Source organism: Acinetobacter endophylla, from assembly GCF_053543775.1.
The window spans coordinates 113658-138725 of record NZ_JBLVOM010000232.1 but is presented as its reverse complement, the minus strand read 5'-3'; the positions used below and the strand labels follow the sequence as shown (position 1 = coordinate 138725).

28 protein-coding genes are annotated in these 25068 nt (G+C 45.1%); 15 read left to right on the top strand and 13 right to left on the bottom strand.

Annotated features, from left to right (window positions below):
* Nucleotides 1-22 precede the first annotated feature (22 nt).
* The 8 genes from topA (at nt 23) to ACNPNW_RS07155 (ending at nt 9086) form a co-directional block, all read left to right on the top strand.
* Nucleotides 23-2665, top strand: a complete 2643-nt coding sequence (gene topA, locus ACNPNW_RS07190; RefSeq protein ID WP_004278474.1) for a type I DNA topoisomerase — start codon at nt 23-25, stop codon at nt 2663-2665.
* A 93-nt stretch (nt 2666-2758) separates the two neighbouring features.
* A complete protein-coding gene (locus ACNPNW_RS07185; RefSeq protein ID WP_034439084.1) occupies nt 2759-3562 on the top strand; it encodes an NYN domain-containing protein in 804 nt (267 codons plus the stop codon).
* A gap of 5 nt (nt 3563-3567) precedes the next feature.
* Nucleotides 3568-4323, top strand: coding sequence for a hypothetical protein (locus ACNPNW_RS07180; protein WP_121979825.1), 756 nt, complete (start codon nt 3568-3570; stop codon nt 4321-4323).
* Between the two features lie 65 nt (nt 4324-4388).
* Nucleotides 4389-5528, top strand: a complete 1140-nt coding sequence (locus ACNPNW_RS07175) for a glycerate kinase (RefSeq protein ID WP_396469406.1) — start codon at nt 4389-4391, stop codon at nt 5526-5528.
* Between the two features lie 152 nt (nt 5529-5680).
* On the top strand, nt 5681-7669 hold the full coding sequence (locus ACNPNW_RS07170; RefSeq protein ID WP_253173009.1) for an ATP-dependent helicase: 1989 nt from the start codon (nt 5681-5683) through the stop codon (nt 7667-7669).
* Nucleotides 7670-7752: 83 nt separating this feature from the next.
* Nucleotides 7753-8004, top strand: a complete 252-nt coding sequence (locus ACNPNW_RS07165) for an RNA recognition motif domain-containing protein (protein WP_004729489.1) — start codon at nt 7753-7755, stop codon at nt 8002-8004.
* A gap of 194 nt (nt 8005-8198) precedes the next feature.
* Nucleotides 8199-8702 (top strand): DUF6586 family protein, encoded by a 504-nt coding sequence (locus ACNPNW_RS07160; protein WP_004278463.1) that lies wholly within the window; start codon nt 8199-8201, stop codon nt 8700-8702.
* Nucleotides 8703-8807: 105 nt separating this feature from the next.
* Nucleotides 8808-9086 carry a hypothetical protein gene (locus tag ACNPNW_RS07155; RefSeq protein ID WP_004278462.1) on the top strand — a complete coding sequence of 93 codons (279 nt, stop codon included), beginning with the start codon at nt 8808-8810 and terminating at the stop codon, nt 9084-9086.
* 256 nt (nt 9087-9342) lie between these two features.
* On the opposite strand, the gene ACNPNW_RS07150 is transcribed toward ACNPNW_RS07155, so the two are convergent.
* From ACNPNW_RS07150 to ACNPNW_RS07135, 4 genes are all read right to left on the bottom strand, one after another.
* The gene (locus tag ACNPNW_RS07150) at nt 9343-11058 is read right to left on the bottom strand and encodes a cation:proton antiporter (protein WP_420937471.1); all 1716 of its coding nucleotides are present in this window, start codon (nt 11056-11058) and stop codon (nt 9343-9345) included.
* Nucleotides 11059-11193: 135 nt separating this feature from the next.
* Nucleotides 11194-11349 carry a 50S ribosomal protein L33 gene (gene rpmG, locus ACNPNW_RS07145; protein ID WP_001205031.1) on the bottom strand — a complete coding sequence of 52 codons (156 nt, stop codon included), beginning with the start codon at nt 11347-11349 and terminating at the stop codon, nt 11194-11196.
* Nucleotides 11350-11361: 12 nt separating this feature from the next.
* Nucleotides 11362-11598, bottom strand: a complete 237-nt coding sequence (rpmB, locus tag ACNPNW_RS07140; protein ID WP_000048256.1) for a 50S ribosomal protein L28 — start codon at nt 11596-11598, stop codon at nt 11362-11364.
* A gap of 165 nt (nt 11599-11763) precedes the next feature.
* A complete protein-coding gene (locus ACNPNW_RS07135) occupies nt 11764-13212 on the bottom strand; it encodes a coniferyl aldehyde dehydrogenase (protein ID WP_004647408.1) in 1449 nt (482 codons plus the stop codon).
* 115 nt (nt 13213-13327) lie between these two features.
* On the opposite strand from ACNPNW_RS07135, the gene ACNPNW_RS07130 reads away from it, so the two are divergent.
* The 5 genes from ACNPNW_RS07130 (at nt 13328) to ACNPNW_RS07110 (ending at nt 16985) form a co-directional block, all read left to right on the top strand.
* Nucleotides 13328-14059, top strand: coding sequence for a TetR/AcrR family transcriptional regulator (locus tag ACNPNW_RS07130; protein WP_034437998.1), 732 nt, complete (start codon nt 13328-13330; stop codon nt 14057-14059).
* A gap of 47 nt (nt 14060-14106) precedes the next feature.
* Nucleotides 14107-14973 carry a formyltetrahydrofolate deformylase gene (purU, locus tag ACNPNW_RS07125; protein WP_004647410.1) on the top strand — a complete coding sequence of 289 codons (867 nt, stop codon included), beginning with the start codon at nt 14107-14109 and terminating at the stop codon, nt 14971-14973.
* Between the two features lie 191 nt (nt 14974-15164).
* Complete coding sequence (locus tag ACNPNW_RS07120) at nt 15165-15932, top strand: energy transducer TonB (RefSeq protein WP_005267494.1); 768 nt, start codon at nt 15165-15167, stop codon at nt 15930-15932.
* A gap of 25 nt (nt 15933-15957) precedes the next feature.
* Nucleotides 15958-16581, top strand: a complete 624-nt coding sequence (locus ACNPNW_RS07115; RefSeq protein ID WP_004647413.1) for a MotA/TolQ/ExbB proton channel family protein — start codon at nt 15958-15960, stop codon at nt 16579-16581.
* Nucleotides 16581-16985, top strand: a complete 405-nt coding sequence (locus ACNPNW_RS07110; RefSeq protein WP_086044131.1) for an ExbD/TolR family protein — start codon at nt 16581-16583, stop codon at nt 16983-16985. Before ACNPNW_RS07115 ends, ACNPNW_RS07110 begins: the two co-directional genes overlap by 1 nt.
* A gap of 64 nt (nt 16986-17049) precedes the next feature.
* On the opposite strand, the gene msrA is transcribed toward ACNPNW_RS07110, so the two are convergent.
* The 6 genes from msrA to ACNPNW_RS07080 form a co-directional block, all read right to left on the bottom strand.
* The gene (msrA, locus tag ACNPNW_RS07105) at nt 17050-17574 is read right to left on the bottom strand and encodes a peptide-methionine (S)-S-oxide reductase MsrA (RefSeq protein ID WP_004647414.1); all 525 of its coding nucleotides are present in this window, start codon (nt 17572-17574) and stop codon (nt 17050-17052) included.
* A gap of 110 nt (nt 17575-17684) precedes the next feature.
* The gene (locus ACNPNW_RS07100) at nt 17685-18146 is read right to left on the bottom strand and encodes an META domain-containing protein (RefSeq protein ID WP_004647415.1); all 462 of its coding nucleotides are present in this window, start codon (nt 18144-18146) and stop codon (nt 17685-17687) included.
* A gap of 102 nt (nt 18147-18248) precedes the next feature.
* Entirely contained in the window at nt 18249-19298 is a 1050-nt protein-coding gene (locus ACNPNW_RS07095; protein ID WP_420937470.1) for a DUF4105 domain-containing protein, read from the bottom strand.
* Nucleotides 19299-19321: 23 nt separating this feature from the next.
* Nucleotides 19322-19834 carry a dihydrofolate reductase gene (locus ACNPNW_RS07090; RefSeq protein ID WP_086044127.1) on the bottom strand — a complete coding sequence of 171 codons (513 nt, stop codon included), beginning with the start codon at nt 19832-19834 and terminating at the stop codon, nt 19322-19324.
* Nucleotides 19835-20033: 199 nt separating this feature from the next.
* A complete protein-coding gene (gene thyA / locus ACNPNW_RS07085) occupies nt 20034-20876 on the bottom strand; it encodes a thymidylate synthase (protein ID WP_086044126.1) in 843 nt (280 codons plus the stop codon).
* Between the two features lie 185 nt (nt 20877-21061).
* Entirely contained in the window at nt 21062-21553 is a 492-nt protein-coding gene (locus tag ACNPNW_RS07080) for a lipocalin family protein (protein ID WP_086044125.1), read from the bottom strand.
* Between the two features lie 418 nt (nt 21554-21971).
* Here ACNPNW_RS07080 and ACNPNW_RS07075 point away from each other — a divergent pair, with 418 nt between their 5' ends.
* Nucleotides 21972-22487, top strand: a complete 516-nt coding sequence (locus ACNPNW_RS07075) for a hypothetical protein (protein WP_004729511.1) — start codon at nt 21972-21974, stop codon at nt 22485-22487.
* Between the two features lie 18 nt (nt 22488-22505).
* Here ACNPNW_RS07075 and ACNPNW_RS07070 read toward each other — a convergent pair whose 3' ends face one another.
* The 3 genes from ACNPNW_RS07070 to lgt form a co-directional block, all read right to left on the bottom strand.
* A complete protein-coding gene (locus ACNPNW_RS07070; protein WP_086044124.1) occupies nt 22506-22892 on the bottom strand; it encodes a hypothetical protein in 387 nt (128 codons plus the stop codon).
* Nucleotides 22885-23277 carry a hypothetical protein gene (locus ACNPNW_RS07065; protein WP_005250664.1) on the bottom strand — a complete coding sequence of 131 codons (393 nt, stop codon included), beginning with the start codon at nt 23275-23277 and terminating at the stop codon, nt 22885-22887. The genes ACNPNW_RS07070 and ACNPNW_RS07065 overlap by 8 nt, the downstream gene beginning before the upstream one ends.
* A 92-nt stretch (nt 23278-23369) precedes the next feature.
* Nucleotides 23370-24179 (bottom strand): prolipoprotein diacylglyceryl transferase, encoded by an 810-nt coding sequence (gene lgt / locus ACNPNW_RS07060; RefSeq protein WP_005103147.1) that lies wholly within the window; start codon nt 24177-24179, stop codon nt 23370-23372.
* A 93-nt stretch (nt 24180-24272) separates the two neighbouring features.
* Between lgt and ACNPNW_RS07055 the strand changes: the two genes are divergently transcribed.
* Complete coding sequence (locus ACNPNW_RS07055) at nt 24273-25055, top strand: NRDE family protein (protein ID WP_005103148.1); 783 nt, start codon at nt 24273-24275, stop codon at nt 25053-25055.
* The last annotated feature ends 13 nt before the right edge of the window (nt 25056-25068 follow it).

Sequence of the window (25068 nt, the reverse complement as noted above, 5' to 3'; positions counted from 1 at the left end):
TAAACAGGATTAACGGTTAATTATGGCGAACGCTCCTCGGTCCACATCAAAAAGCAGCACAGCGAAGTCTCCCGACGCTGGAAGCAAGCGTGCCCTAGTGATTGTGGAGTCGCCTGCAAAAGCGAAAACAATCAATAAGTACCTTGGTCCGAACTACATCGTAAAATCATCAGTGGGTCATGTGCGTGACTTGCCGACAGGCGGTTCTGCAAAATCGACAGAGAAAAAACCGGCGACACGTACCAAACTGACGGATGCAGAAAAAGCTGAAAAATCACAGAATGCGTTGATTAACCGCATGGGTGTCGATCCGGAACATGACTGGAAAGCCAAATACGAAGTCCTTCCTGGCAAAGAACATGTGGTTGCCGAACTGAAAAAACTGGCATCGCAAGTCGATGAAGTCTATCTGGCAACGGATATGGACAGGGAAGGAGAGGCGATTGCCTGGCATTTAAAAGAAGTCATCGGTGGTGATGATTCGCGTTATCAGCGTGTGGTCTTCAACGAAATTACCAAAAACGCGATTCAGGATGCCTTTAAGCATCCGTCACGTCTGGATACCAATAAAGTCAATGCACAGCAGGCACGCCGTTTCCTGGATCGTGTCGTGGGCTTCATGATTTCGCCATTGCTTTGGGAAAAGATTGCCCGTGGTCTGTCGGCCGGTCGTGTACAGTCGGTTGCAGTGAAGCTGGTGGTCGAGCGTGAACGTGAAATTCGTGCCTTCATTCCTGAAGAATACTGGCAGGTGTTTGCCGATACCAAATCGAAAAAAGATGATATTCGTCTCGAAGCGGTCAAGCAAAATGGCAAGACGCTCAAGCTGCGCAACAAAGCCGAAACTGATGCCTTATTAAACCTGATCAAAGATGCGGATTATACGGTTTCTGCACGTGAAGATAAGCCAACCAAGGTTAATCCAAGTGCGCCGTATATCACGTCAACGCTACAACAGGCAGCCAGTACCCGTCTCGGTTTTTCTGTGAAGAAAACCATGATGCTGGCGCAGCGTCTGTATGAAGCCGGCTTCATTACCTATATGCGTACCGACTCGACCTTCTTGAGTGATGATGCGGTGAATATGGTGCGTGGTCATATCGAATCCGAGTTTGGCGAGAAGTATTTGCCTGCCAAGCCGAACCGTTATGGCAATAAAGCCGGTGCGCAAGAAGCGCATGAGGCGATTCGTCCATCTATGGTTGGCTTAAAAGGCGACAGTCTGGTGGGTGTTGAGCGTGATGCACAGCGTCTGTATGACCTGATCTGGCGCCAGTTTGTTGCCTGTCAGATGACTCCGGCAGAATACCTGTCTTCTACCATTTTAGTGGATGCTAATGGCGTGGAACTGAAAGCCAAAGGCCGTACCTTGGTCTTTGATGGCTTTACTCGCGTGCGTGGTGCCAATAAAGCCGATGACGATATTTTATTGCCTGCGGTCAAAGTCGGTGAAGTCCTCAAACTTGAGAAACTTGATCCATCTCAACATTTCACCAAGCCACCGGCACGTTTTACCGAAGCCTCACTGGTCAAAGAACTCGAGAAAAAAGGCATTGGCCGTCCATCAACCTATGCTGCGATTATCTCGACCATTCAGGATCGTGGTTATGTGAAACTGGATAACCGTCGTCTCTATGCCGAGAAGATGGGTGAGATCGTTACCGATCGTCTGGATGAAAATTTTAGTAATCTGATGAACTATGCCTTTACCGCAGATCTTGAAGGTCAGCTGGATAAAGTAGCAGATGGTGAGCGTAACTGGAAAGAGTTATTAGACAGCTTCTATGGCGATTTTAAGCAACGTTTGACTACGGCGCAGGGTGAGAACGGTATGCGCCGCAATCAGCCTGTAGAAGTGGATGCAGTACACTGTAAAGAATGTGACCGTCCAATGCAGATTCGTACCGGAACCACAGGCGTATTCTTGGGTTGTTCAGGCTATAACCTACCGCCGAAAGAGCGTTGTAAAGGAACCTTGAACCTGACACCAGTTGAGTCTCTGGCTGCATTATCTGATGATGAGGCTGCGGAAACTGCTGACCTGATGTCGAAGAAGCGTTGTCCGATCTGTGAAACTGCCATGGACAGCTATGTGATTGATGGCGGCCGTAAACTGCATATCTGTGGGAATAACCCGGACTGTAGTGGTTTTGAACTTGAAGAAGGTGAGTTCAAAATTAAAGGCTATGATGGCCCGAGTATCCCATGCGACAAGTGTGATGGTGAAATGCAGCTGAAGACGGGTCGTTTTGGTCCGTATTTTGCCTGTACCAGCTGTGACAATACCCGTAAAGTCTTAAAGAGCGGTCAGCCTGCGCCTCCACGTGTGGATCCGATCAAGATGGAGCATTTACGTTCTGCCAAGCATGACGATTTCTTTGTACTGCGTGACGGTGCAGCCGGTTTATTCCTGGCGGCAAGCAAGTTCCCGAAAGTGCGTGAAACCCGTGCACCGAAAGTGGCCGAGATTCGTTCTGTTGCCGACCAGCTTGATCCAAAGTATCAGTTTATCTTGCAGGCACCTGATGTGGACCCGGAAGGGAATCCAACTCTGGTAAAATTTAGCCGTAAGAACCAGTCACAATATATTGGTTCGGAAACTGCAGAAGGCAAGCAAACCAAATGGTCTCTGGTTTATCAGGACGGAAAATGGGTTGAAGCCTAAACTCTAAGATTCAAAAAAATGCTGACGAAAGTCGGCATTTTTTATGTCAGAATCATGTATATAAAAAATTAAAAATAATATCTTGGGGTGGATGTGGATATTCAGACAAAAAAGTTCGCTGTATTAATCGATGCGGATAATTCTTCTATCAACGCGATTTCATCGGTATTGGAGGAAGTTGCGAAATATGGAATTGCCAGTGTCAAACGTGTGTATGGGGACTGGAGCAGCGAAACTTTAAAGAAATGGCGAGATGTACTCCTTCCTCATGCCATCACTCCGGTACAACAATTCGCTTATACCAAGGGTAAAGATGCGACGGATATGATCCTGATCATTGATGCTATGGATTTACTTTATGCAGGTGCATTAGATGGATTTTGTATCGTATCCAGCGATAGCGATTTCACGCCCTTAGCTTCACGTATTCGTGAAAATGGTCTAACAGTGTATGGCTTTGGCAAAAAAGCTACGCCTGAAGCATTTAAGAAAGCCTGTGACAAGTTCATTTATATCGAAAACTTACTTGTAGATAGTGAAATTAAAAATAATGAGGATGGTGAAGAAACAGGATCAATAGATAAAAAAGTTTCGGAGATTATCAAGACTAATGGACAAAAAACTATATCTGCGCAAAAGGAAATTCAGTTACCTGAAGGGATGGATCGAGCTACGCTTAACTTAATTTATAAAGCTGTAAAAGATAATGCCGATGATAATGGATGGGCGAATTTAGGGATGGTCGGGCAGTATATCAGTGCAGTAAAGCCTGATTTTGACTCTCGTAACTATGGTAGAGCCAAATTGTCAGGATTAATAAAAACTTTAAATTTATTTGAAACAAAAATAGAAATGAGTCAGATGTATTTAAGAAAAATGAAAAAGCAGAGTGTGTAATCGATATGTGGAAAAAGATTCGGATTCTGATTTTATTAATCATCTTATTGATTGTCGCAGTTAATGCCTATCGTGATCAAAACCAGAACTGGTCAAAGCCAATTATTGTTTTGCTGCATCCGATTAATGCCGATGGATTACCGACCACACAGCAATATATCCAGCAACTGTCAGCTCAGGACTTGAATGGAGCAAGGGAATATCTGGAAAAAGCAGCTCAGCAGTATCGCGGAAAGCCGACTTATTTTTATTTTAATTTAGGCCGTGAGCTTCAAGTTCTACCACCCAAAGTCCCTGAGCAAGCCTCGCTCATCGATACAGTTTTATGGAGTTTAAAATTCCGGTTCTATGCTTGGAAACAACGACAGAGTTCAGATCCTTCAGCCAATGTGACTTTATTTTTAAATTACTATGATCCTGTGCAGACCAAGCAATTGAAACATTCAACTGCCTTGCAAAAAGGCCGAATTGGTTCGGTAAATCTATTTGCATCCAAGCAACAGACTGAACAGAATAAAATTGTCTTGGTTCATGAGTTGCTGCATGCCTTTGGTGCTTCAGATAAATATGATTTGGCCACAGGCCAACCGATTTATCCACTGGGTTATGCATTTCCAGATCAACAACCCTTATTTCCGCAGGCCAAAGCGGAGCTGATGGCAGGATATATCCCGGTGTCTCAAACCACCAGTAAAATGCCAGAATCTTTAAATCAAACTTTGATTAATGAGATAACTGCAATTGAACTGGGCTGGAAATAAAGACTTGTGGATAGTGCTGGATTTATCCACAATTTAGACTTCATTTGTGGATAAAAGATCACACCATGCCGCTCACCTTTGTGCTTGCTCCCGACTCGTTTAAAGAAAGCATGTCTGCTGCACAGGCTTCTCAGGCCATGCAACGCGGTATTCAGAATGTCATTCCGGATGCCCACATTATTCATGTGCCAATGGCTGATGGTGGTGAAGGCACGGTCGATGCACTGATTTCAAGTTTAAAGGGGGAAAGTATTGCATGTGAAGTGACCGGGCCATTATCTGAGCAACGTATTCAGACCTATTGGGGTTTGGTTGATGCAAGCCAGACTGCCGTGATTGAAATGGCCAAGGCCAATGGCATTCATTTATTGAAACCTTCACAGCGTAACCCGATGCTTACTTCGACCTATGGTACAGGAGAAATGATCAAACAAGCATTGGATTTGGATGTGAAAAAAATCATCATTGGGCTCGGTGGCAGTATTACCAATGATGCAGGTGCTGGTATGGCGCAAGCACTGGGTGTGCGGTTTCTAAATTATAAGAGTGAGTCAATTCAGGTCTGTGGTGGAAACTTAGATCTGGTCAAATCAATGGATTTATCCGAACTTGATCCACGTTTAGCAGATACTGAAATAATCATTGCATCGGATGTCAACAATCCACTGTGTGGACCAAATGGTGCATCGATAATCTTTGGACCACAAAAAGGTGCAACGCCTGAAATGGTCAAGCAGTTGGATCAAAACCTCTGTCATTTCGCCGATGTGGTTGCTCAGCAGATTGGCTGTGATTATCGTCATGTGGCAGGTGCGGGCGCTGCCGGTGGATTGGGTTTTGGTTTAATGGCATCCACTGCTGCTTCCATTCGATCAGGTGTAGAGCTGATGATTGAACAGGTTCAACTGGGTGAAAAAATAGCGCAAGCAGATCATGTGTTTACCGGGGAAGGTAAAATTGATTTTCAAACCAAATTTGGCAAAACGCCATTTGGTGTGGCGCAGGTTGCAAAACACTTCAATAAACCGGTGATTGCTTTTTCGGGTCTAGTCGGTGAAGGGATTGAGGATTTGTTTGAGTCAGGATTTAGCCAGATTGTTGGGATTAATCCGCCAGATTGTCCTTTAGAGGAAGCCTTAAATAATGCAGAAATGAACTTGGAGAAAGCTGTCGCTGAGATAGTTAAAAATCTTTTGACAGAGTGAAAGTATTTCTCTCTCCTGTAATCCAGCACGCCCTGTCGTTAGCTAATATCAAATCAGGAAATAAAATTGGAGACAGTTTCAGGACAACTGAAAAGCCATAATTCTGGAAGCGATCTGTTAAACTACATACATCCACAAAATGATGAGTGAAAATGAGTTTAGCCACCCTGATTGATGAATTAAATCCTCAGCAAAGACAAGCAGCCACCACAGAAGCAAAACACAGTTTAGTGCTGGCCGGGGCAGGTTGTGGCAAAACCAAGACCATCGTGGCACGCGCAGCTTACTTGATTGAACAGGGCGTGCCTGCCAAGCAGATTCAGATTCTGACCTTTACTCGCCGTGCAGCCAGTGAAATTGTGGCGCGTGTCGAACTGGCACTTGGTGAACAAGCCAAGGGGCTGCGAGCCTCGACCTTTCATACCTTCTGTATGTATCTGCTGCGCCGTATTCCGAAAGCTTTTGGTCTGGAACAGTTTTCGATTATTGATCGTGATGATCAGCTGATGATGTTCCGCCTGATTCGCGGCCGTGATGACAAGAAAAATCCCAATCATTTGCCTAAGCCTCAGGAATTATGTGACCTGTATTCTTTTGCACGGAATACCCGGCAAAAACTCAGTCTGGCATTAGAAAAACAGATGCCAGAATATCTGGCTCTCAAAGACCAGATTGCTGACATCATGAAAGAATATGAAGCACGTAAGCAGGTGCGCAGCTTTCTGGATTATGATGACATCCTAGCGGTAGTTGCCACGGCGCTGGCACAGTCCGAAGGTCTGGTCGACTATGTCGCTTCGATCTGTCGGCATATGCTGGTCGATGAAATGCAGGATACCAATCCATTGCAATGGGCTTTGCTGGAGCCACTGAAAGACCAGATTAGCCTGTTCTGTGTCGGTGATGATGCGCAGTCGATTTATGGTTTTCGTGGTGCAGACTTTGAAAATATTCACCATTTCAAAGAGCGTGTGCCAGATGCGCAGATTTTTAAATTAGAAAAAAACTACCGCTCGACCCAGGAAATTCTGGATCTGTCCAACTGGCTGCTCGATCAGTCTGAAATCAAATATGACAAACGTCTGGAAGCGTATCGCGGAGAAGGCATTAAGCCGCGCATGCATATTTTCCCGAATGAGTTTGATGAAGCCAAATGGATCGCGATTGATATTAAAGAGCGTCATTATCTGCAAGGTAGTAAGTGGGGCGAGCATATGGTGCTGGTTCGTTCCAGTTTTGCCGCACGGCATATTGAGGCAGCCTGTATCGCGGCTAATGTGCCGTATCGCTTTATTGGTGGCATGAAGCTGTTGGAAACGGCGCATGTCAAAGATTTGCTCAGCATGCTGCGCGTAGTCGCCAATCCGCTGGATGATATCGCCTGGATGCGTTTCTTGACCCTGTGGAATGGTGTTGGTGATGTGGGTGCCAGTAAGCTATCGCAGCAGTTATTGGCTGAACCGGAAATGGAAGCTATTGCAGATAATTTGGAAAAATTTGGCAAGATACCATTAGAAACTATTCTCATCATGCAGCAGATGAGTGTGCTCAAAGGCGAAGTGCAAGCCTGTGTCGGTCTTGCGATTCAGGCGATTGAATCGCAGTTGGCGGAAAACTATAAAAAGGATTGGCCACGTCGCCAGAGTGATTTTGAACTCGTCAAACAGCTGGCCTCCAAGCATTCACAGTTGAGTGAATTTTTAGAGGAATATGTACTGGATCCGGTGTCAATCTCGGAAATTGAACGCCAGTCGGATCATGATGTGGTGACCTTAATCACCATTCACTCGGCAAAAGGTACTGAGCAAAATGTCTGTTATGTGGCCAATGTCACGCCAGGCAATTACCCGCATGCACGTGCTCAGGGTGACTTTGATGATGTCGAAGAAGAACGTCGTGTGCTATATGTGGCGTTGACCCGGGCAAAAAATGAATTGATTCTGACCAAACAGAACCTGAATCATTGGGCGCGGGAAACGGTCGATGAGCAGGGGCGTAAAGTCGAAAGCTATTTCCTGAATGATCTCACCCGGCATTTATGTACCACGGAAACCCATTACAAGACCCGGCAGCAAACGGTAAAAAGTGCCTTGATTGAACGCAAGTCGATTAATTTAGATTTTGGCATTGATCTCGATTAAACTATGGCAAAGTTGTTTCATGCAAAAAGTAGAGTAGGCGCGTGCTTTTTGATATTTTTTGCCTATCTTCTTAAGGTTGTAAGATGAAAATTTTAGTTCGTAATTTAGAACGTACGGTCACAGAAGCCGAATTACTGAAACTGTTCCAGGAATATGGCACAGTGGAGACCTGTACTTTGGTGCTTGATGCAGCAACAGGCAAATCAAAAGGTTTTGCTTTTGTAGAAATGCCACATGGCCGTGAAGCGGTGAAAGCCATTAAAGGCCTGAACACGTTGCGCTTGCACGGACATGGGATCCGCGTGAAAGCTGCAGAAGACAAGCCTCAGGCTTAAACTCAAAAAAGGAGCACTGGATAGGCTCCTTTTTTTATGGTCGAAATTTAGTATCGCCGTACTTAATCAGTGAGCTCAATGCTCTGAATTTCAGTGCGGGATTGATTCAGTCTAAACATCTTTTGATTGCGAAATGCAGGCGAACCTTTTACTTTATAAAAGCCAAAATTTGTTTTAACCCTTAGGAAATCTCGATGACCCGTGTTGCTCGCTATCATGCGGACCGTACCAATCAAAAACTGTATTTCGCCCGTCTATCCTGCCAGCAAGCAGAGCAAACCGAACATGTACAACAGGCTCAGGCACAACGTGAAGCAACTGTGTTTCATTTGCATGGTGCTTTGTTAGCATTTTTACAGGAACTGGTGCGTTACTATCGCCTGAATGATCCTCATCCGACGCTAAAATCGATCGAAGAACTGATGGCGGCCAAAGGCCAGATTTCGCCAGAAGTGGCGGTATTGCAACATTTGTCCAAGAGCGGTTTCATTGCTGAACTGAAGCGCGCGTACCGTCTGTGCCAGTATGCGCCCGAACCAAGTACCCCAGAACCTGAAGACGAAACATCCTCAAATCTCATCATTAAAGTCACACAGTCTCCACAAGCGTGGTTACCTGATACTGCTATATTGAGAGAGTGGCATCGTGACCTGACCCAATTAATTGATGGTTTTCGTAATGAGATGATTGAATTTTAATCGGATCGGCTGTACTTGAAAATGCAATTTTTAACCCTATATCAATTACTCTAATGATGCAAAGTGCACCCGGCGCTTTGCCACCATGTTGAACATGGAGGATATATGTCTATAGAACAGTTGAAAGATTTATTTGGTAATCAAGACGCGATTTTAGAACTCGTTCAACTTGAAGGCGGCGCGTTGGCTCTACGCAATGCAGGCTCACATAAACAGCCTTTGGTCATGATTCAATTTAATGATGAGGTGAAAGCTTTACTTGGAGAGCAGACGCCCGTGATTGCGCAACAGATGATTCAGGCAGCACTCTATGGTTTGCTGGAACAGCAGGTCAATGAGTGGCAGGCTGAAGTTGTGGATGAAGAACCAAAGTATATGAGTTAATCGTTGAAATTTATTTAGAAAGCACACTATCGGTGTGCTTTTTGAGTTTTATAGGTTATTAAATTAGGCAGATTTTAAGTACCATAAAACGTTCATTTGAAATGAAGATGAAAAATCAGTATTTTAAAATTTAAGTCGTGAGCAGTCTGAAGCCAGTGTGTTAATAAAATCTTTGGCTCAGAGATATATTGATGTCCATAAAAAAAGTTGCCAGATCCGGCAACTTTTTTATTTGGCGTTTATTCAAAGAAAAACTTTAATGAGAAGGCGTATGCTGATGCGCGATCTCAATCTGGTTTAAAATATGATTGCTCATATTTTTCGCCATTTCTTCTTTGGCATAATAAACCGCACCGATATTATCCCGACGAATGGCTTCAGCTTCTTCCTTGCTTTCTGCACAGACTAGTACCTGAATTTGTGGATTCAAGGTCTTGGCAATGTCGACAATTTTATGAATATCAATAATATCCATAGGCGAAATCACCAATAAGCGCGCATGTTGGATATGTGCCTGAATCAGCACCCCAGCTTCAGTGGCAACACCAGACACAGCAGCAATGCCTTTCTCACGCAGGTTTTCGACGATGTCACGGTTTTCTTCGGCAATCACCACCTTGATATTTTCTTCCATCAATGAGCGGGTAATGCGACGACCTACCTCACCATGGCCAATAATGACCACCTGATCACGCAGGTAATCCTGTGAGACTTCATCGGGTAACATTGCCAGAGGGTCACCACTGCGTTCCAGTAATCGGGCCAGAGTCGAGCGTTCCCGAATCCATTTCTGTACCGGTTCAATCGCGGAAAAGATAAAGGAGTTAAGCGTAATCGAAATCAAGGCACCTGCCAGAATCAGGTTTTGACCTTCCAGCGAAAGCAGGTTAAGCGAAACACCGAGCGCAGCCAAAATAAAGGAGAACTCACCAATCTGTGCCAGAGAAGCACCGACGGTCAAGGCGGTATTGATCGGATAGCGAAAGAACAGCACCAGTGCCATAGCCGCAATAGTCTTACCAATCATGATAATCCCGACCACGGCCAGCACATGTAGAGGCTGTTCCAGCAAAATGCGCGGATCAAACAGCATGCCGACGGAGACAAAGAATAAAATCGAGAAAATTTCACGCAGTGGCAAGGTTTCTTCTTCGGCACGATGACTGAAATCAGATTCTTTCACCACCATCCCGGCAAAGAAAGCACCCAGTGCCATCGACACGCCAAAGATCTTATAAGCACCAAAGGCAATCGAGACGGCAGCAGCCACCACTGTTAAGGTAAACAGCTCACGTGAACCCAGACGTGCCACCACCTGTATGATCATCGGAATCAAGCGTTTACCAATAATCAGCATGAAGGCAATAAAGCCTGCGACTTTAAGTAAGGTAATCCCTAAGGTAAGCCAGATATTCTCATCGCTTGCGCCTTCCAGCGCCTGCCCCCCTAAAAGCACCGCAGTGGCAGGTAACAGTACCAGCGCCAAGACCATGACCAGATCTTCGACCAGCAACCAGCCAACAGCAATTCGGCCATTGATTGAATCCAGTAAGCCACGATCACCAAGGGCTTTGAGTAGAACCACGGTACTGGCACAAGACAGGCTTAGGCCGAAGACCAGTGCTGAGCCAAAGCTCCAGCCCCACAGCATCGAAACTCCAACCCCGAGCAAGGTGGCAACTGCAATCTGTAAAATGGCCCCGGGCAGGGCAATCCGGCGGACCTGCATCAGATCGTTCAGGGAAAAATGCATTCCGACACCAAACATCAGGAACATGACGCCAAGTTCTGCCAGTTGGTTGGCCAGATGAATATCACCGACCACACCGGGTGTATGGGGACTAATCAGAATGCCGGCAATTAAGTAACCGATCAAAGGGGGAAGACGTAACCGTGCAGCGAGATAGCCAAAGACCAAAGCTAAGCCAAAACCAACAGCCAGTAATATAATGAGCTCTACGTCATGTGGCACTAAATACTCCTTTAGCTAGGTTTGCTGGGAAATAAGCACAAAAAGTGCCAAAACATGCAGAAAGTTTATCAAGTCGGATAAAAAAAGTGCAAAAAAAAACGACCCGCAAAGGTCGTTTTTTTAAAGAAACTAAAATTATTTGATTTTAGCTTCTTTGAAGATTACGTGTTGACGGATTTTTGGATCAAATTTTTTGATTTCCATTTTTTCCGGCATAGTACGTTTGTTCTTAGTCGTGGTATAGAAATAACCTGTACCAGCTGAAGAAACTAAGCGAATTTTATCACGCATGGTTCAGACTCCTTAGATCTTTTGACCTTGAGCACGTAGGTCAGCAACAACCTTTTCAATGCCCAATTTGTCGATAATACGCATACCTTTAGTGGTTAAACGAAGACGTACAAAACGTTTTTCGCTTTCTAACCAGAAACGGTGGTGGTGCAGGTTCGGCTCGAACCGGCGCTTAGTTTTGTTGTTGGCGTGTGAGACGTTGTTACCAACGACTGGACGCTTGCCGGTAACTTGGCAAACCTTAGACATGGTGTAACTCCATTGATTTAGCCAACAGCAAATCTGTATGGCCAGTCAAAAATAAACGGATTGAAATCATTCAAGGGGCGTTTTATATCAAAAATGCGCTTAAAAGACAAGCGATTTTCGTCAAAACGCGGCACGAACTATATCGATAGCTCATGCCTTGATCATTTAGCGGAGAAGTGTCTTCGAAATCAGCTTGTGAATCGGTTTATTGAACGGTGGCAGAATGTATTTCAAGCTGTACAGCTTTGGATTCGACATTACTGAGCGTTCATGCGACAAACTGAAGAAGCCTTCTGGGCCATGGTATTTACCCATACCTGATGCACCGACACCCCCAAATGGTAGATCATCCTGCGCAACATGGGTCAGTACCGTATTTTGCCCGAAATGCCCTGAATGGGTACGCTGTGCGACATAATCGGCACGCGCCTGATCAAAGTCGAAGTAGTATAAAGCAAGTGGACGCGGACGGCTATTAATAAAGTCGATGACATCGTCAATTTGATCATATTCCATGATCGGTAACAGTGGGCCAAAGATTTCATGCTGCATGATCTGCATCATCGGGGTGACATTGGTCACGATGGTCGGTGCAATCTTGCGCAGATCAGCCGAGTTTTCACTACGCGGATTAATTTCAATGACTTGCGCACCCTGTTCACGCGCATCATCCAGATAGCCTTGCAGACGGTTATATTGTTTGACATTAATAATCGAGGTGTAATCCTGATTATGGGTGATATCCGGATACATACTTTCGACACAGGCTTTAAAGTGATCAATGAACTCGGCAGTTTTCCCGCGAGGCAAGAACATATAGTCCGGAGCTACACAGGTCTGACCGGCATTCCAGAGTTTACCCACCGCAATCCGCTGCGCGACATCGCGCAGATCAATCGATGGATGCACCAGTACCGGCGATTTACCGCCCAGTTCCAGAATCACCGGAACCAGATTTTCGGCAGCGGCTGCCATGACGGTTTTACCGACTGCAGTTGAGCCAGTGAAAATCAGTTTATCGAAAGGCAAACGACAGAAAGCATCTGAAATCACACCACCACCATTCACCACAGCGACCAATTCTTTAGGGAAGGCTTCAGCCAGGGCTTTTTCCAGAACTTCACCAAAAGCAGCGGATGCACTGGAAATTTTGATCATGGCATGGTTGCCGGCCGCTAGTGCGCAAATCAAAGGGCCAATCGACAACAACAGCGGATAGTTCCACGGTGCGATAATTCCGACTACGCCCAAAGGCTGATATTGTACCCAGGCTTTTGCCGGCTGATGAATAATGCCGACATGACGCTTGGAAGGTTTCATCCATCGGGTCAGGTTTTTGCTGTAATATTTGATATGTTCCAGACAGGTGAGCAGTTCACCAATCTTGGTTTCCCCAATGGAACGGTTACCATAGTCCTGATTAATTGCATCAGCAAATTGATCTTGATACTTAACTAAGATACGCTTAAGTCGAGCTAAACGATCGATACGTTCCTTTGCAGTCGGCAGAGGGTAGTGTAAGTAAGCGTGTTTTTGTTGCGCCAAGACTTCATTCAGATATTGGCTATCAAAAAAATGTGGTGTCATTGATGTTGTTTTTGTGTGACTGTTCATGCCGCACTACCATTATTCAAAAATCGATTAATTAATTTTTAGAGCAAATACTCTAATTAGTCAAGTGACTTTGTGTGTTAGCCTGCTAATGCATGAACTGAATGGTTATTTTAGGATGTCCCAAACCAAAACCTTAAAAACTAAAGAGCGTATCTTGCAGCTCAGTTTGCAGCTGTTTAACGAGCGTGGCGAACGATCGGTAACCACCAATCACATTGCGGCTGAACTCGGCATGAGCCCGGGTAACCTGTATTATCATTTCCGCAATAAAAATGAAATTATTAAAGAATTGATGGAACAGTACCAGCATCAGACCCTGGAAATGCTGGCGCTGCCGGATGACCGTGCACTGGATGCCAATGATAAGGTGCATTATTTTCAGGTGCTGAGCAGCCAGTTATGGGCTTACCGTTTCCTGCATCGTGATGTCTATCATCTGGTAGAAAATAACGAAGATTTTCGCAAGATGTATCCACGCTTTGCCGGACAGGTGATGCAGCAGGGCCAGAAAATTTATAAAGGCTTTGTTAATGCAGGCCTGATGGACATGACCGATTCAGAAATTGAAGCCCTGATCATTAACCTGTGGATTGTACTGACCAACTGGACCAACTTCCTGTATATGTCAGGTCATTTAACCGATTCCAATACGCTGGAAGAAAAATGGGTCTGGCAGGCACTCCGTCAAATGGTATTCCTGGAAGGGGCGTATTTACGTGGTGAAAGTCGTCAAACCTATGAAGGTTTATTGAGTAGTTTGGGCTCTTCGGAACTTTTTGCCAGCCTGTCGTCATCTAAAGATTCTGAATCTGAACAAACTATTCAGAATATCCAAGAAACGCGCTAGAATACTCGGCTTATTTTTAATTTAACTGATTAGTGACTTAAACCAACATGAATATGACGACTGCTAACACCGCACGTTTATTGATTACTTGTGAAGACAAGCCGGGCATCGTGCAGGCTGTTTCGAGCTTCTTGTATCATCAAGGTGCCAACATTACTGCGCTTGACCAATATGCGACAGCAGCGCAGGGCGGACGTTACTTCATGCGCGTTGAATTTGAATTAGATAATCTTCAAAGTCGTAAAGAAAGTATTATCCAGACTTTTGCAGCGAATGTGGCAGAACGCTATGGCATGCAATGGCGTCTGGCTCTGGTCAGTGATGTGAAAAAAGTCGGTATTCTGGTGTCTAAAGTCGATCATGCCTTGCTTGAGCTGTTATGGCGTCATGCGCGTGGTGGTCTGCCTTGTGAAATTACCAAAGTAGTATCGAATCACGAGACTTTACGCGAAGCAGTTGAAAATTTTGGCATTCCATTCGAAGTTGTGCCGGTGACCAAAGACAACAAACCTGAAGCTTATGCAGAAATCGACCAGTTGATGCAAGGCAATGACCTGTTGGTGCTGGCGCGTTATATGCAGATTCTGGATGAAGAATTTGTCAGCAAGTGGGAAATGAAAGTGATCAACATTCACCATTCTTTCCTGCCAGCTTTCGTAGGTGCCAATCCGTACAAACAGGCCTATGAAAAAGGTGTGAAGCTGATTGGTGCAACTGCACACTATGTGACTGCTGATCTGGATCAAGGTCCGATCATCGAGCAGGATGTGGAGCGCGTGAACCATGACTTTACCGTTGAGCAGTTACGTGAACTCGGTCAGGATGTGGAACGTAATGTATTGGCCCGTGCGGTAAAATGGCATTTGGAAGACCGTATTATTGTCGATGGCAACAAGACTGTCGTGTTCCAATAAGACTTGCATTGAGTTTTAAAAAGGCATACTTTTAGTGTGCCTTTTTTGTTTTGATGCAAAAAAGTCAGTCAAAGGAAGGATTAGCGGTTGCAAATGAAAACACTTCTCATTTATTATTGGCATACTTTAATTGTGCTAACCGATGAGCTTGATAGTTTGTTCCACATCATCTCCTCAAGGTAATAGATTTAATGAGTCAAGTTGCTGCGCCCCAAATGCCTACACCGCCAAATCAGATGAAAAAGAAAGTCATCTCTATCGTGGCGGCTGTACTGGTTGGGCATGTGGGTGTGTTATATGCGATCAGCCAGATGAAAGCACCTGAGCTGGCACCCATTGATAAGCAACCCTTAAAAGTGCGCTTTGTAAAACTCCAGGAAGCGCCAAAACCTTTACCGCCAAAGCCGAAGGCCGAGCCACAAAAAGAGCCGCCTAAGCCAAAAGAAGTCAAAATTGTCGATAAACCGCTGCCACCACCACCGAAAAAAGTAGAAAAAATCGAGCAGGTGAAAAAGGCTGAAGAGCCAAAAGTGGTTAAAGCACCGCCAGTTGAAGCAAAACCAACCCCAAGTCCGGTTGTACCGACAGTGGTCACTGAAACTAAAGTTAAACCGGCACCTGCTCCAGTCGCGCCACCTGCGCCTGTGGCACCGCCAGCACCTGCTGCGCCGCCATCCCCGAAAAGTGTATCGATTGGTGGGGGCGTGTCCTGGCAGCGTTCACCCAAAGTCTCGCTCTCTGCAGGTGAATTAAAATCAGCCTGTTCACTGGTAGTAGATGTTTCAGCGAATGAGCAGGGTAAAGTGGTTTCTGCAACTGCACGAAATTCAAGTTGTAGCCCGGCAGTAACGCGCAAAGTAGAAGCCGCGGTACGTCGTGCACAACTCACTAAATATGTTGAAAATGGTGTGGCTTATCCAACCCGTGTGGAACAGCCTTTCGATTTTCAGGTTAAATAACGGCTCACCCATTAGGAGTTCGAATATGAACTTTTCAGTTTATTGGCAACACGCTGATGCAGTCAGTAAAACGCTGTATTTCGTGTTATTGGCAATGTCGATTGCGACATGGACCATTTTTGTGCTGCGTTTGATGGGCACTCGCCAACTGAAACAGATTGCCTATGCTCAGTTATCTCAAGCATTGGAAAAACTGAAAACCAAGCTGGCTCCTTTGGGCTTTGAACAGCGTAAAGCAGTGGCAGAACAGGCGCTGTTACGCCAGATTTCAGCAGAAAAAGCCAATGCCGAAAAAGGTGTATCAGTTCTGGGTACCATCGCATCGATCTCTCCATTTGTCGGTTTATTCGGTACGGTATGGGGTATCTTCCATGCGCTGGTTGCTGTTGGTAAAAGTGGTCAGGCAGGTCTGGCACAAGTGGCAACCCCAGTCGGTGAAGCGTTGATTATGACTGGCTTAGGTCTGGCAGTCGCGATTCCTGCGGTACTGGCTTATAACATCTGTGTCCGTGCTAATCGTGGCTTGGCTCATGAATTACAAGATCAGGCACATGGTCTGTTGATTGATACCATGCTGCAACAGGAATCTGCTGCAAAAAAGTCTGATGAAAAAGTAACACAACAGAGTTTCGTGGGAGGTCAAGTTTAATGGCTTTTCAACTGGGTGAAGACAACGATGTAGGCATGAATGAGATGAACCTCATTCCCCTCATCGACATTATGTTGGTATTGATGATCATCTTTCTGGTGACAGCGACCGTTGCGAACCCATCAATTCCATTAACCTTGCCACAAACCACTGCGGAGATTATCGATCTGCCGCCTGAAAATGTCACGATCAGTATCAATGCCAAAGGTGACATTGCTTGGAATGGTGATGTACTGACGCTAGAACAACTTGAAACCCGTTTTAATGAAGCGGGCCAAGCTGAACGTCAGCCGACCATTGTGCTGAAAGCGGATAAAGAATCACGTTATGACTCAGTGGCGCAAGTCATGTCGCGTGCGAGTGGAGCCGGACTCAGCGATATTGCTTTTGCAACCGATAACTAAGATTCAGGTAATAAAAAAAGCGACTGATTGCAGTCGCTTTTTTTATGCCCATTTTTCATGAATCTTAATGAGTTTTTAGCAAGGTCGTAAATTTGCTGCGTAATTTATTCAATTTTGGCGGAATGGCAAAATTGCAATAGCCCTGGGTCGGGTTCTTGGCAAAGAAGTTTTGATGATAGTCTTCCGCCGGATAGAAAGTCGGGGCAGGGCTCAGTTCAGTTACCACATTGATGCCATCGGCTTTCAGGGCATCCATCGCCTGCTGCGCCTGTTGCTGCTGTTCATCATTCAGATAATAAATCACAGAACGATACTGGGTGCCGACATCATTGCCTTGACGGTTTAATGTGGTTGGATCATGGGTCGCAAAAAAGACATCGAGCAATTGGTTATAGTTAATCTGGTTTTCATCGAAATCGATCAGAATGACTTCGGCATGGCCGGTATTGCCACCACAGACATCATCATAGTTTGGCTGAGTTGTGTGCCCACCTGCGTAACCGCTGACGACTTGCTGAACTCCCTGAATCTGTAAAAATACGGCTTCAGTACACCAAAAGCATCCCCCACCGAAAAGTGCCTGTTGCATGGTTGATTCCTCATTCAATTAAATAACTCAATCGGGCTGATGGTTAAATTCCAGCTCATCAGTATGAAAGATAAAAAAGCCTGTCCATACAGGCTTTTTGTAGGGAAGTATTAACGCGGCTGAACAGCACTTTCCAGCTGGATCAAGAGATTTCCATGGCGATCCAGTAATTTTAAGGTTTTACCAAACACTTGATAATGAGTCACTTTGGCTAAAGCTTCATTAAATTTCTGATCAAGCTGATCGTTGTTCATACAGGCCATACGGGTAGTGGCCATCTGGCTCAGGGTCAGCGTGTCTTTTGCTGCTGTGTAGCTGCCCATAATCCGGTTACAGCTATCTGAACCTGAAACGCGCTGGGTACTGGCATCAAATTGCAGACTCGGAACATTGCGTGCGGTTGGCACCGTCTTGATTTCAGTATTGCCAATCTGGGTTGCAATCCAGATACGATTTTGCAAAAGTTGTAAATGATTCGCGGTTTGTGTCGTGGCTGTATTGGGTACAGTTTCGCAGCCCATGACCGTTAAAACCGAGCCTAGAATCGCGATTGCAGTTAATTTTTTTAGCATGAGAGATACTCTGATCATTGACTAGCTGTTTGTATATAAACAAAAAAATGATCAAGGTTCCAGTTGATTTTGTATCTTTATTGAAGTGGATTTGCTACACAGTTATTGCATGTCGGGTTTTGGTAGGCCCTGCCGGATCAGGCGTGAATAGTCCTGACTGGAGAGATTAGCGGTGCGTTCTACCCGTGGATTGACATGTGCCCGTTGATACCAGGTGTGCATATCCCAAGACTGTTCCAGTACTTTAAGATCATAGAGATAATTCGGTAAATAGCCGGAGGCAAGCAACCGGTAATCTGAGGGTAGCTGTTGTTGCGATATCGCCTGAACCATATCAAAGACTAGTGTGGTGCAATTACTGGTCAGGGTATTGTACCATTTTGGCTTTTGGGCCAGTTCATCGGCCTGACGCAGATATTCCTTGAATAGCGCTTTAGCCTGAGCTTGCGGCATTTTGACTGGGAAAAAATAGACCTGTTCACCACGGACATTGCTACGGGTATAGACAATATCCTTTTCATCCGATGCGACCAGACTCAGTTCATATTTTCGGAAAAAGCCACCAATCGCTGAAAACTCTTCATTCTTTTCCTTGCGAATTTCAATCGAGAAGGTGAGTGGCTTTTGATTGGCAAAATCGAAGCTGACCAGGGTATGGGCAATTTTAGGCCCCATCCAGTAGGAAGTAATGATGTTCACGCCAGTAATCTGATTCAGATCAAAACTGCGGCTTTCCCAGCGTTCGATATAGCGACCATCGGCCTGCCAGTCAAAGTTGCGGATATTGTGTAAGGTAACCTGATCGCCTTGCTGCTCATAATGCAGAAGCTGGGAACCCTCAGGATTCCACTCTCGATCCTGACGCGCTTCCAGACTGAAATATCCCAGCAGACAGAATAAAAAGGCCAGAAGATAAAGAACGCTATCCACTTGGCGGGAGATCAGATGCCGGGTGAAATAAATCCCGAGAACGACCAGCGCAAAGGTCAGCCAGAGTCCAATCAGCATCAAGCTGCCGATTTTTCCGAGGGGTTGATGAACCCAGAGCATCAGGCTGAACCACAGGCTCGACAGAAGGACGAATAAAGTAAACAGGCTGCCCAGTAGCCACAGACTCCAATGTCTGGAGATGTATTCGCGTCCCTGCATCATCACTTTTTCATGAGAAATAGGTTTTATTTTCTGTAGGTTGCGAACTCAAAAGCAATGCCGGTTTTGTCGTCGATATGTTGCTCGGCAGCGACTTTTTTAAATTCTGCTGGAATCGCTGGATAATAGGCATCGCCCTGTACATCCAGTTCGACATGCGTCAGTTCTAGACGGTCTGTGATCTCCATGGTCTGTTTAAAGATTTCACCGCCACCAATGATGAAAATGGTTTCAGGCTTTTCTGAAGCTTTCACATCTGCCACGGCTTGGCTCAGTGCATCTTCAATGCTATAAGCGACTTTGGTACCTGCAAATGCCCAGTTTGGATCACGAGTAATGACCCAGTTCACCCGTTTAGGTAGATTACGTCCCATCGACTCTAGTGTCTTGCGACCCATCACCACCACACCGCCTTGGGTAATTTCCTTGAAGTGTTTCAGGTCGGCAGAGATATGCCAAGGTAGGTCATTGCCCTTGCCGATACAACGCTGCTGATCGATGGCGACGACGTGTACAACTTCTAAATCTTGAAATGACATGTATTGATCCTTCTCATCAAACCCAAAGCCCTTCGTGTAATTTTTTACTGGTACGAAGGAGAGGTTCACAATTTATCTTGATTGCCTTCACGCTTTAGGGCCGGGAATATATTTTGAAAGGAGTTGGCGATTCACGCGTGGTAAAAGGCCTCTCCCTAGCCCTCTCCGAGGAGGAGAGGGAATTTTATAATAAAGAAAATTAAACAGCGACAGGGGCTTTAATTCCTGGATGAGATTCATAACCGACAATTTCGATATCTTCAAATTTGAAATCGAACAGGTCTTTGATCTCCGGATTTAGTTTTAATTGACAGAGGCCTAATGGCTCACGGCTGAGCTGTAACTGTGCCTGTTGAAAATGGTTGCTGTACAAATGAGTATCGCCACCAGTCCAGACAAAGTCACCGACCTCCAGATCACAGACTTGCGCGATCATATGCGTCAACAAAGCATAGCTGGCAATATTAAATGGTACACCCAAAAATACATCGGCACTGCGCTGGTACAACTGACAAGACAATTTGCCATTGTGCACAAAGAACTGGAACAGGGTATGGCAAGGTGGTAATGCGACCTGACCCGCTTCATTCGGGTTCCAGCCCGATACAATCAGACGGCGCGAATTTGGATTGGTTTTAATTTCATTGATCAACCATTTGATCTGGTCAAAACCGTCCTGGTTATAGCTATTGTCTGCATTTTTACTGGCACCAAAATTACGCCATTGGTGACCATACACTGGGCCTAATTCGCCTTCAGGACGGCCAAAACGCGCAGTCTGTTCTGCGGTCGCCCATTCGTCCCAAATCGAGACTTTATTGTCTTTTAAATACTGAACATTGGTATCGCCTTTCAGGAACCACAACAGTTCAATCACGATAGAACGGAAATGAACTTTTTTGGTGGTGAGTAAAGGAAAACCTTGGGAAAGATCAAAGCGCATCTGATGACCAAATACCGAACGTGTCCCTGTGCCGGTACGGTCGCCTTTATCGCCGCCGTTGTCGAGGATATGTTGTAAAAGGTCAAGATATTGGCGCATAGGTCTCTCTTAAAAATTTGTTTAAATTACCTTTTTTCAGAAAAAAAAGTCTATCTCAGATAAAGCCGTTTTCTGTTGAGCTGGGCAAATTGAATTGAATGCATCATAACATTTTTTTCTAATATTTCTGATATTGCATTAAATGTAAAAAAGCACCCAAAAAGGGTGCTCATTGCTAAAAAGACTTAAGCGGTTTTATTGCCCGTATGAACTGTATGAATCAGATCAGACAGATCATATCCCAAGGATTCTGCATAACTTAAATATTCGCGTTGAATGGTTTCATCCAGACTGGTACCGCGATGCAGTAGCCATAAATATTCTTTATTCGGTTCGCCTACAAGCGCGGTCTGATAATCTGGATCGATTTTTAATACCCAGTAATCACCCTTGGTGAACGGAATCCAACGCAGGCCTTCAGGTAAAAAGCTGACTTCAAGCTTGGCATGTTCTGCATCGATAATGGTCGCTTCAGCAATGGCTTCATCCAGTTTGCCATAACCATCCAGACAACGGTTCTGAACCCGAACCTTGCCATTTTCATTCAAGCTATAGACAGCAGAAATATCGGTGCTGTCTTCAGGTTGGTGCTTCATCGGCAAGTGTGCAATGTCATACCAGGTACTTAAATATTGTTCTAAATTAAAATTTGAAACGGTACTTAAAGTCTGACTCATTTTTCTTCTCTGTTTAGTTCAATATTTAAAGTTTAGTTCAAGGTTTAAAAATGCCGCATCAGTGTAATACAGGCGGTAAAGCTCAAAATGATGTAATCATGTGGTGAAATGTTATCTGAAAATGGCCGAGCTACAGATTAAATCCACACGTTTGAGTAGAAAAAGATAAGGACTCATTTTGCGTATTTCAGGCTGAAAAAGCTTTGCAAGGCATTGGAATTGGCTTTGCTTTACATTTTTTTTGCAAAGATGATGGGTTTTGTAACTGTATTAGAAAGAACGGCTTAATTTGAATGCCGCAAAAATAGACAAATTTATTTACATTTTTAATGTGAAAGATAACATTTAAACGACTAGTATTCTCGGCTTGTTAACAATATGAAAGCCTAAATTACAGGCGAGGAGCGGTTGGTAAGGCATGATCTATGATCATCAAGTAAACATGAGCGAAGTACATGCTCCTGTCCAAGCGAATATCATGGTGCGTTCCCAATCGGAGCAAAGACCTAAAAAGTCATCCCAGCAAGCTACTGTCCGTAACGCTTCAGGCGTAAGCAATGGCCATCGTATCAATATCGAGAAATTTACCAGTTATCTGCAAGGCATTACCCGAAATACCAGTACACAGAAATGTGCGCGCAGTATTCGTGTCGGTCTGCAATCCTCGGGTGCGAAAATTGTGAATCATCCGGTCGCAGCGGCAGATTGGGGAAGTACCCTGATGCAGCTGGGCTATAAGAAAATTAATGCTTCTTTTGATCGGCCGAAAAAAGGCGATATCTATATTATTGACCGTACTCAGGGCCATAAATATGGACATATCGCGGCTTATTCAGGTAGTGCCTGGGTATCGGATTTTAAACAGCGAGATCATGCGGTTTATCGCAATAAAAACGTGACTTATAGTTATTATCGTCTGGAAACTTACTTCTAAGAAAACACTGCGAAGTGATCAGTCCTCAAAACGCTTCGCACGGCTTTCATAGATTGAAACGATAAATAATCCAATCGCGGCAAAGCCAAGACATTGCAGACCCAAGGCAAATTTACCCCATTGCTGGCGCTGTTCGGGCAAATAGCCAAACAGGGTAATTAAGGCAATGATGGGAATGACCCGGCTCAAGGCGCTAAAGCCATTTGCATAGGGATTGGATTTCGAAATTTTCAGACGGAAATGGTGCAGTAAATGCATGACAATTCCAATCACTAAACTCACCCCAACAAATACTGGATCTAACTGGGCTACAGTTGATGCTGTATAAATCAAAATACAGGTCGCGATGATGACGATGAGTTTGATTTGACGGCTACAGCGTTCGGAATACCAAAATTCAAGCATGGGGTGAACCCGAATCTGATTTGTTTTGATTGAGCAGCGACAATGGTGAAAATAGGCAAATCGCCAGTGCCATAAATGCAATGCCTTGTGCACCCGGAATCAGGATTTCGCCCTGTTGCATATTCATAAAAACTAAAGCAATCAATAAGGCAATTGGAATCCAGGTCAGTAATCTATACAGCAAACCGGTCGGGTTTTTGCTGGCAAAGTGGATTTTGCAGTAACGACAAATCAGAAAAATGATGCCGGTACCGACAAACATCAAAATCGAATCTAAGGGCAGTGGTTCCATCCAGTACAAGCCTGCAGCTGTCGCTGCAATCACAATAAAGATCAACAGTTTTTTGAGAACAGATACCTGCGGATTAAACCAGAACTCAAGCATAATAATGAAAGAATAGAAGAGATAATCGGCACTTTAGCATATTTTGAGTATAAAAAAGCGAGGCCTTTGCCTCGCTAAATTACGCGATTTTCTTAGCTATTTTTGTTTGAACCCCAATCATATATTTTCTTATGGTAGGCATACCACATCATCCACAAGCCAATCAGGATCATTGGCAGGCTCAGGAATTGTCCTTTGCTCATCCAGCCAATAAACAGCTGACCATTGTCCGGCTCACGGAAGAATTCAACCACAAAACGTGCCAGGCCATAACCGATCAGGAACAGCGCAGAAACTGCCATACGTGGACGAGGCTTGGAACTGAACCACCATAAGACAATAAACAGGATCAGGCCTTCACACAGCGCCTGATAGAGTTGAGATGGATGACGCACCAGTTGCAGGGGATCGGTCGGAAAGATCATGCCCCAGGCAAAGTTTGGGTCGGTGACCTGACGGCCATACAGTTCGCCACCAATAAAGTTACCAATTCGGCCAAACATCAAGCCTGTCGGTACGCAAGGTGCGATAAAATCCAGAGTCTGGAACCAGGTCATCTTATATTTCTTACACCACCACAACATGGCCAGAATGACCCCGAGGAAACCGCCGTGGAAACTCATACCGCCGGTCCAGATCTGGAACAGCCATAAAGGATCGGCCAGGAACTGGGAAAAACCGTAGAAGAAGACATAACCGACACGGCCACCAATGATCACACCGAGTGCACCGAAGAAAATCAGGTCAGACACCATATCCGGTGTCCAGCCACGTTGTTTGGCGCGAAACGTCGCCAATCCCCAGGCAAATAAAAATGCCAGTAAGTACATCAGTCCATACCAGTGGACTTGTAAGGGCCCGAGCGAAATCGCGACGGGATCAATATTGGGATAGGTTAGCATTCCTGTTCCTTGTGATTCTGTTTTGCACAGATTTTAGCTTAAAGCAAAGAAAAATGTTGTACATTCAATGTGTAAAGATCGAGAGCGTAAATTATGTGTATCGTGGCATTGGCGTGGCGGGTTCTAGATCAGGCCCCGTTATGTCTGATTTCGAACCGGGATGAATTCTATCAGCGGCCTACACAGGCACTGCATGAATGGGAAAATAGTCCGATTATTGCCGGACAGGATCTGCAGTCAGGCGGCACCTGGATGGGAGTGACGGCGGCAGGAAGATGGGCGGTGATTACCAATTTTAGAGATGGGCAGGACCAAAAGTCTTATCCGACTTCACGCGGTCATATTCTTCAGGATTTTCTTGAAGCTGAATTAACACCAATTCGGTTTGCCCAGGAACTGGAAAAAAAGCAATGTGACTATGCAGGCTTTAACCTGTTTGTCGGTGATCGAGAGCAGGCGGTCTATATGAGCAACCGTGGTGAAGCAGCGCAAGTGTTGGCGCACGGTGTATATGTGGTATCCAATGGTTTGCTGACTGAGCATTGGGAAAAGACCCGTCACTTACGCAAGCGCTTTACCCAGGAATTCCTGCCCATGATGCAGCATCCCGATATACCTGAGTCGGATCTCTGTTATGCCGTGTGGGATATTCTGGAAGATGAACGTAAAGTGATTCCTGAACTACTACCCGAAACAGGGATTTCGATTGAAATGGAACATCTGCTGTCTTCGACATTTATTCAAAGCCCAGCCTATGGCACGCGCTGTTCCAATTTTTTGAGAATGCAGCCTCAACAATGGCACTGGATTGAAAAGTCACAACAAGGTGCAACCGCAGGTCATACCATTGAGAAAATCATTGCTCTGCAAAAATAATGGAATAAAAAAA

What these genes read in the sequence shown, in the direction of transcription:
- topA (WP_004278474.1), top strand. Translation starts at nt 23, where the DNA reads ATGGCGAACGCTCCTCGGTCCACATCAAAAAGCAGCACAGCGAAGTCT.
- ACNPNW_RS07180 (WP_121979825.1), top strand. Translation starts at nt 3,568, where the DNA reads ATGTGGAAAAAGATTCGGATTCTGATTTTATTAATCATCTTATTGATT.
- ACNPNW_RS07175 (WP_396469406.1), top strand. Translation starts at nt 4,389, where the DNA reads ATGCCGCTCACCTTTGTGCTTGCTCCCGACTCGTTTAAAGAAAGCATG.
- ACNPNW_RS07170 (WP_253173009.1), top strand. Translation starts at nt 5,681, where the DNA reads ATGAGTTTAGCCACCCTGATTGATGAATTAAATCCTCAGCAAAGACAA.
- ACNPNW_RS07165 (WP_004729489.1), top strand. Translation starts at nt 7,753, where the DNA reads ATGAAAATTTTAGTTCGTAATTTAGAACGTACGGTCACAGAAGCCGAA.
- ACNPNW_RS07160 (WP_004278463.1), top strand. Translation starts at nt 8,199, where the DNA reads ATGACCCGTGTTGCTCGCTATCATGCGGACCGTACCAATCAAAAACTG.
- ACNPNW_RS07155 (WP_004278462.1), top strand. Translation starts at nt 8,808, where the DNA reads ATGTCTATAGAACAGTTGAAAGATTTATTTGGTAATCAAGACGCGATT.
- rpmG (WP_001205031.1), bottom strand. Translation starts at nt 11,349, where the DNA reads ATGCGTGATAAAATTCGCTTAGTTTCTTCAGCTGGTACAGGTTATTTC.
- rpmB (WP_000048256.1), bottom strand. Translation starts at nt 11,598, where the DNA reads ATGTCTAAGGTTTGCCAAGTTACCGGCAAGCGTCCAGTCGTTGGTAAC.
- ACNPNW_RS07135 (WP_004647408.1), bottom strand. Translation starts at nt 13,212, where the DNA reads ATGAACAGTCACACAAAAACAACATCAATGACACCACATTTTTTTGAT.
- ACNPNW_RS07130 (WP_034437998.1), top strand. Translation starts at nt 13,328, where the DNA reads ATGTCCCAAACCAAAACCTTAAAAACTAAAGAGCGTATCTTGCAGCTC.
- purU (WP_004647410.1), top strand. Translation starts at nt 14,107, where the DNA reads ATGAATATGACGACTGCTAACACCGCACGTTTATTGATTACTTGTGAA.
- ACNPNW_RS07120 (WP_005267494.1), top strand. Translation starts at nt 15,165, where the DNA reads ATGAGTCAAGTTGCTGCGCCCCAAATGCCTACACCGCCAAATCAGATG.
- ACNPNW_RS07115 (WP_004647413.1), top strand. Translation starts at nt 15,958, where the DNA reads ATGAACTTTTCAGTTTATTGGCAACACGCTGATGCAGTCAGTAAAACG.
- ACNPNW_RS07110 (WP_086044131.1), top strand. Translation starts at nt 16,581, where the DNA reads ATGGCTTTTCAACTGGGTGAAGACAACGATGTAGGCATGAATGAGATG.
- msrA (WP_004647414.1), bottom strand. Translation starts at nt 17,574, where the DNA reads ATGCAACAGGCACTTTTCGGTGGGGGATGCTTTTGGTGTACTGAAGCC.
- ACNPNW_RS07100 (WP_004647415.1), bottom strand. Translation starts at nt 18,146, where the DNA reads ATGCTAAAAAAATTAACTGCAATCGCGATTCTAGGCTCGGTTTTAACG.
- ACNPNW_RS07095 (WP_420937470.1), bottom strand. Translation starts at nt 19,298, where the DNA reads ATGATGCAGGGACGCGAATACATCTCCAGACATTGGAGTCTGTGGCTA.
- ACNPNW_RS07090 (WP_086044127.1), bottom strand. Translation starts at nt 19,834, where the DNA reads ATGTCATTTCAAGATTTAGAAGTTGTACACGTCGTCGCCATCGATCAG.
- thyA (WP_086044126.1), bottom strand. Translation starts at nt 20,876, where the DNA reads ATGCGCCAATATCTTGACCTTTTACAACATATCCTCGACAACGGCGGC.
- ACNPNW_RS07080 (WP_086044125.1), bottom strand. Translation starts at nt 21,553, where the DNA reads ATGAGTCAGACTTTAAGTACCGTTTCAAATTTTAATTTAGAACAATAT.
- ACNPNW_RS07075 (WP_004729511.1), top strand. Translation starts at nt 21,972, where the DNA reads ATGATCTATGATCATCAAGTAAACATGAGCGAAGTACATGCTCCTGTC.
- ACNPNW_RS07070 (WP_086044124.1), bottom strand. Translation starts at nt 22,892, where the DNA reads ATGCTTGAATTTTGGTATTCCGAACGCTGTAGCCGTCAAATCAAACTC.
- ACNPNW_RS07065 (WP_005250664.1), bottom strand. Translation starts at nt 23,277, where the DNA reads ATGCTTGAGTTCTGGTTTAATCCGCAGGTATCTGTTCTCAAAAAACTG.
- lgt (WP_005103147.1), bottom strand. Translation starts at nt 24,179, where the DNA reads ATGCTAACCTATCCCAATATTGATCCCGTCGCGATTTCGCTCGGGCCC.
- ACNPNW_RS07055 (WP_005103148.1), top strand. Translation starts at nt 24,273, where the DNA reads ATGTGTATCGTGGCATTGGCGTGGCGGGTTCTAGATCAGGCCCCGTTA.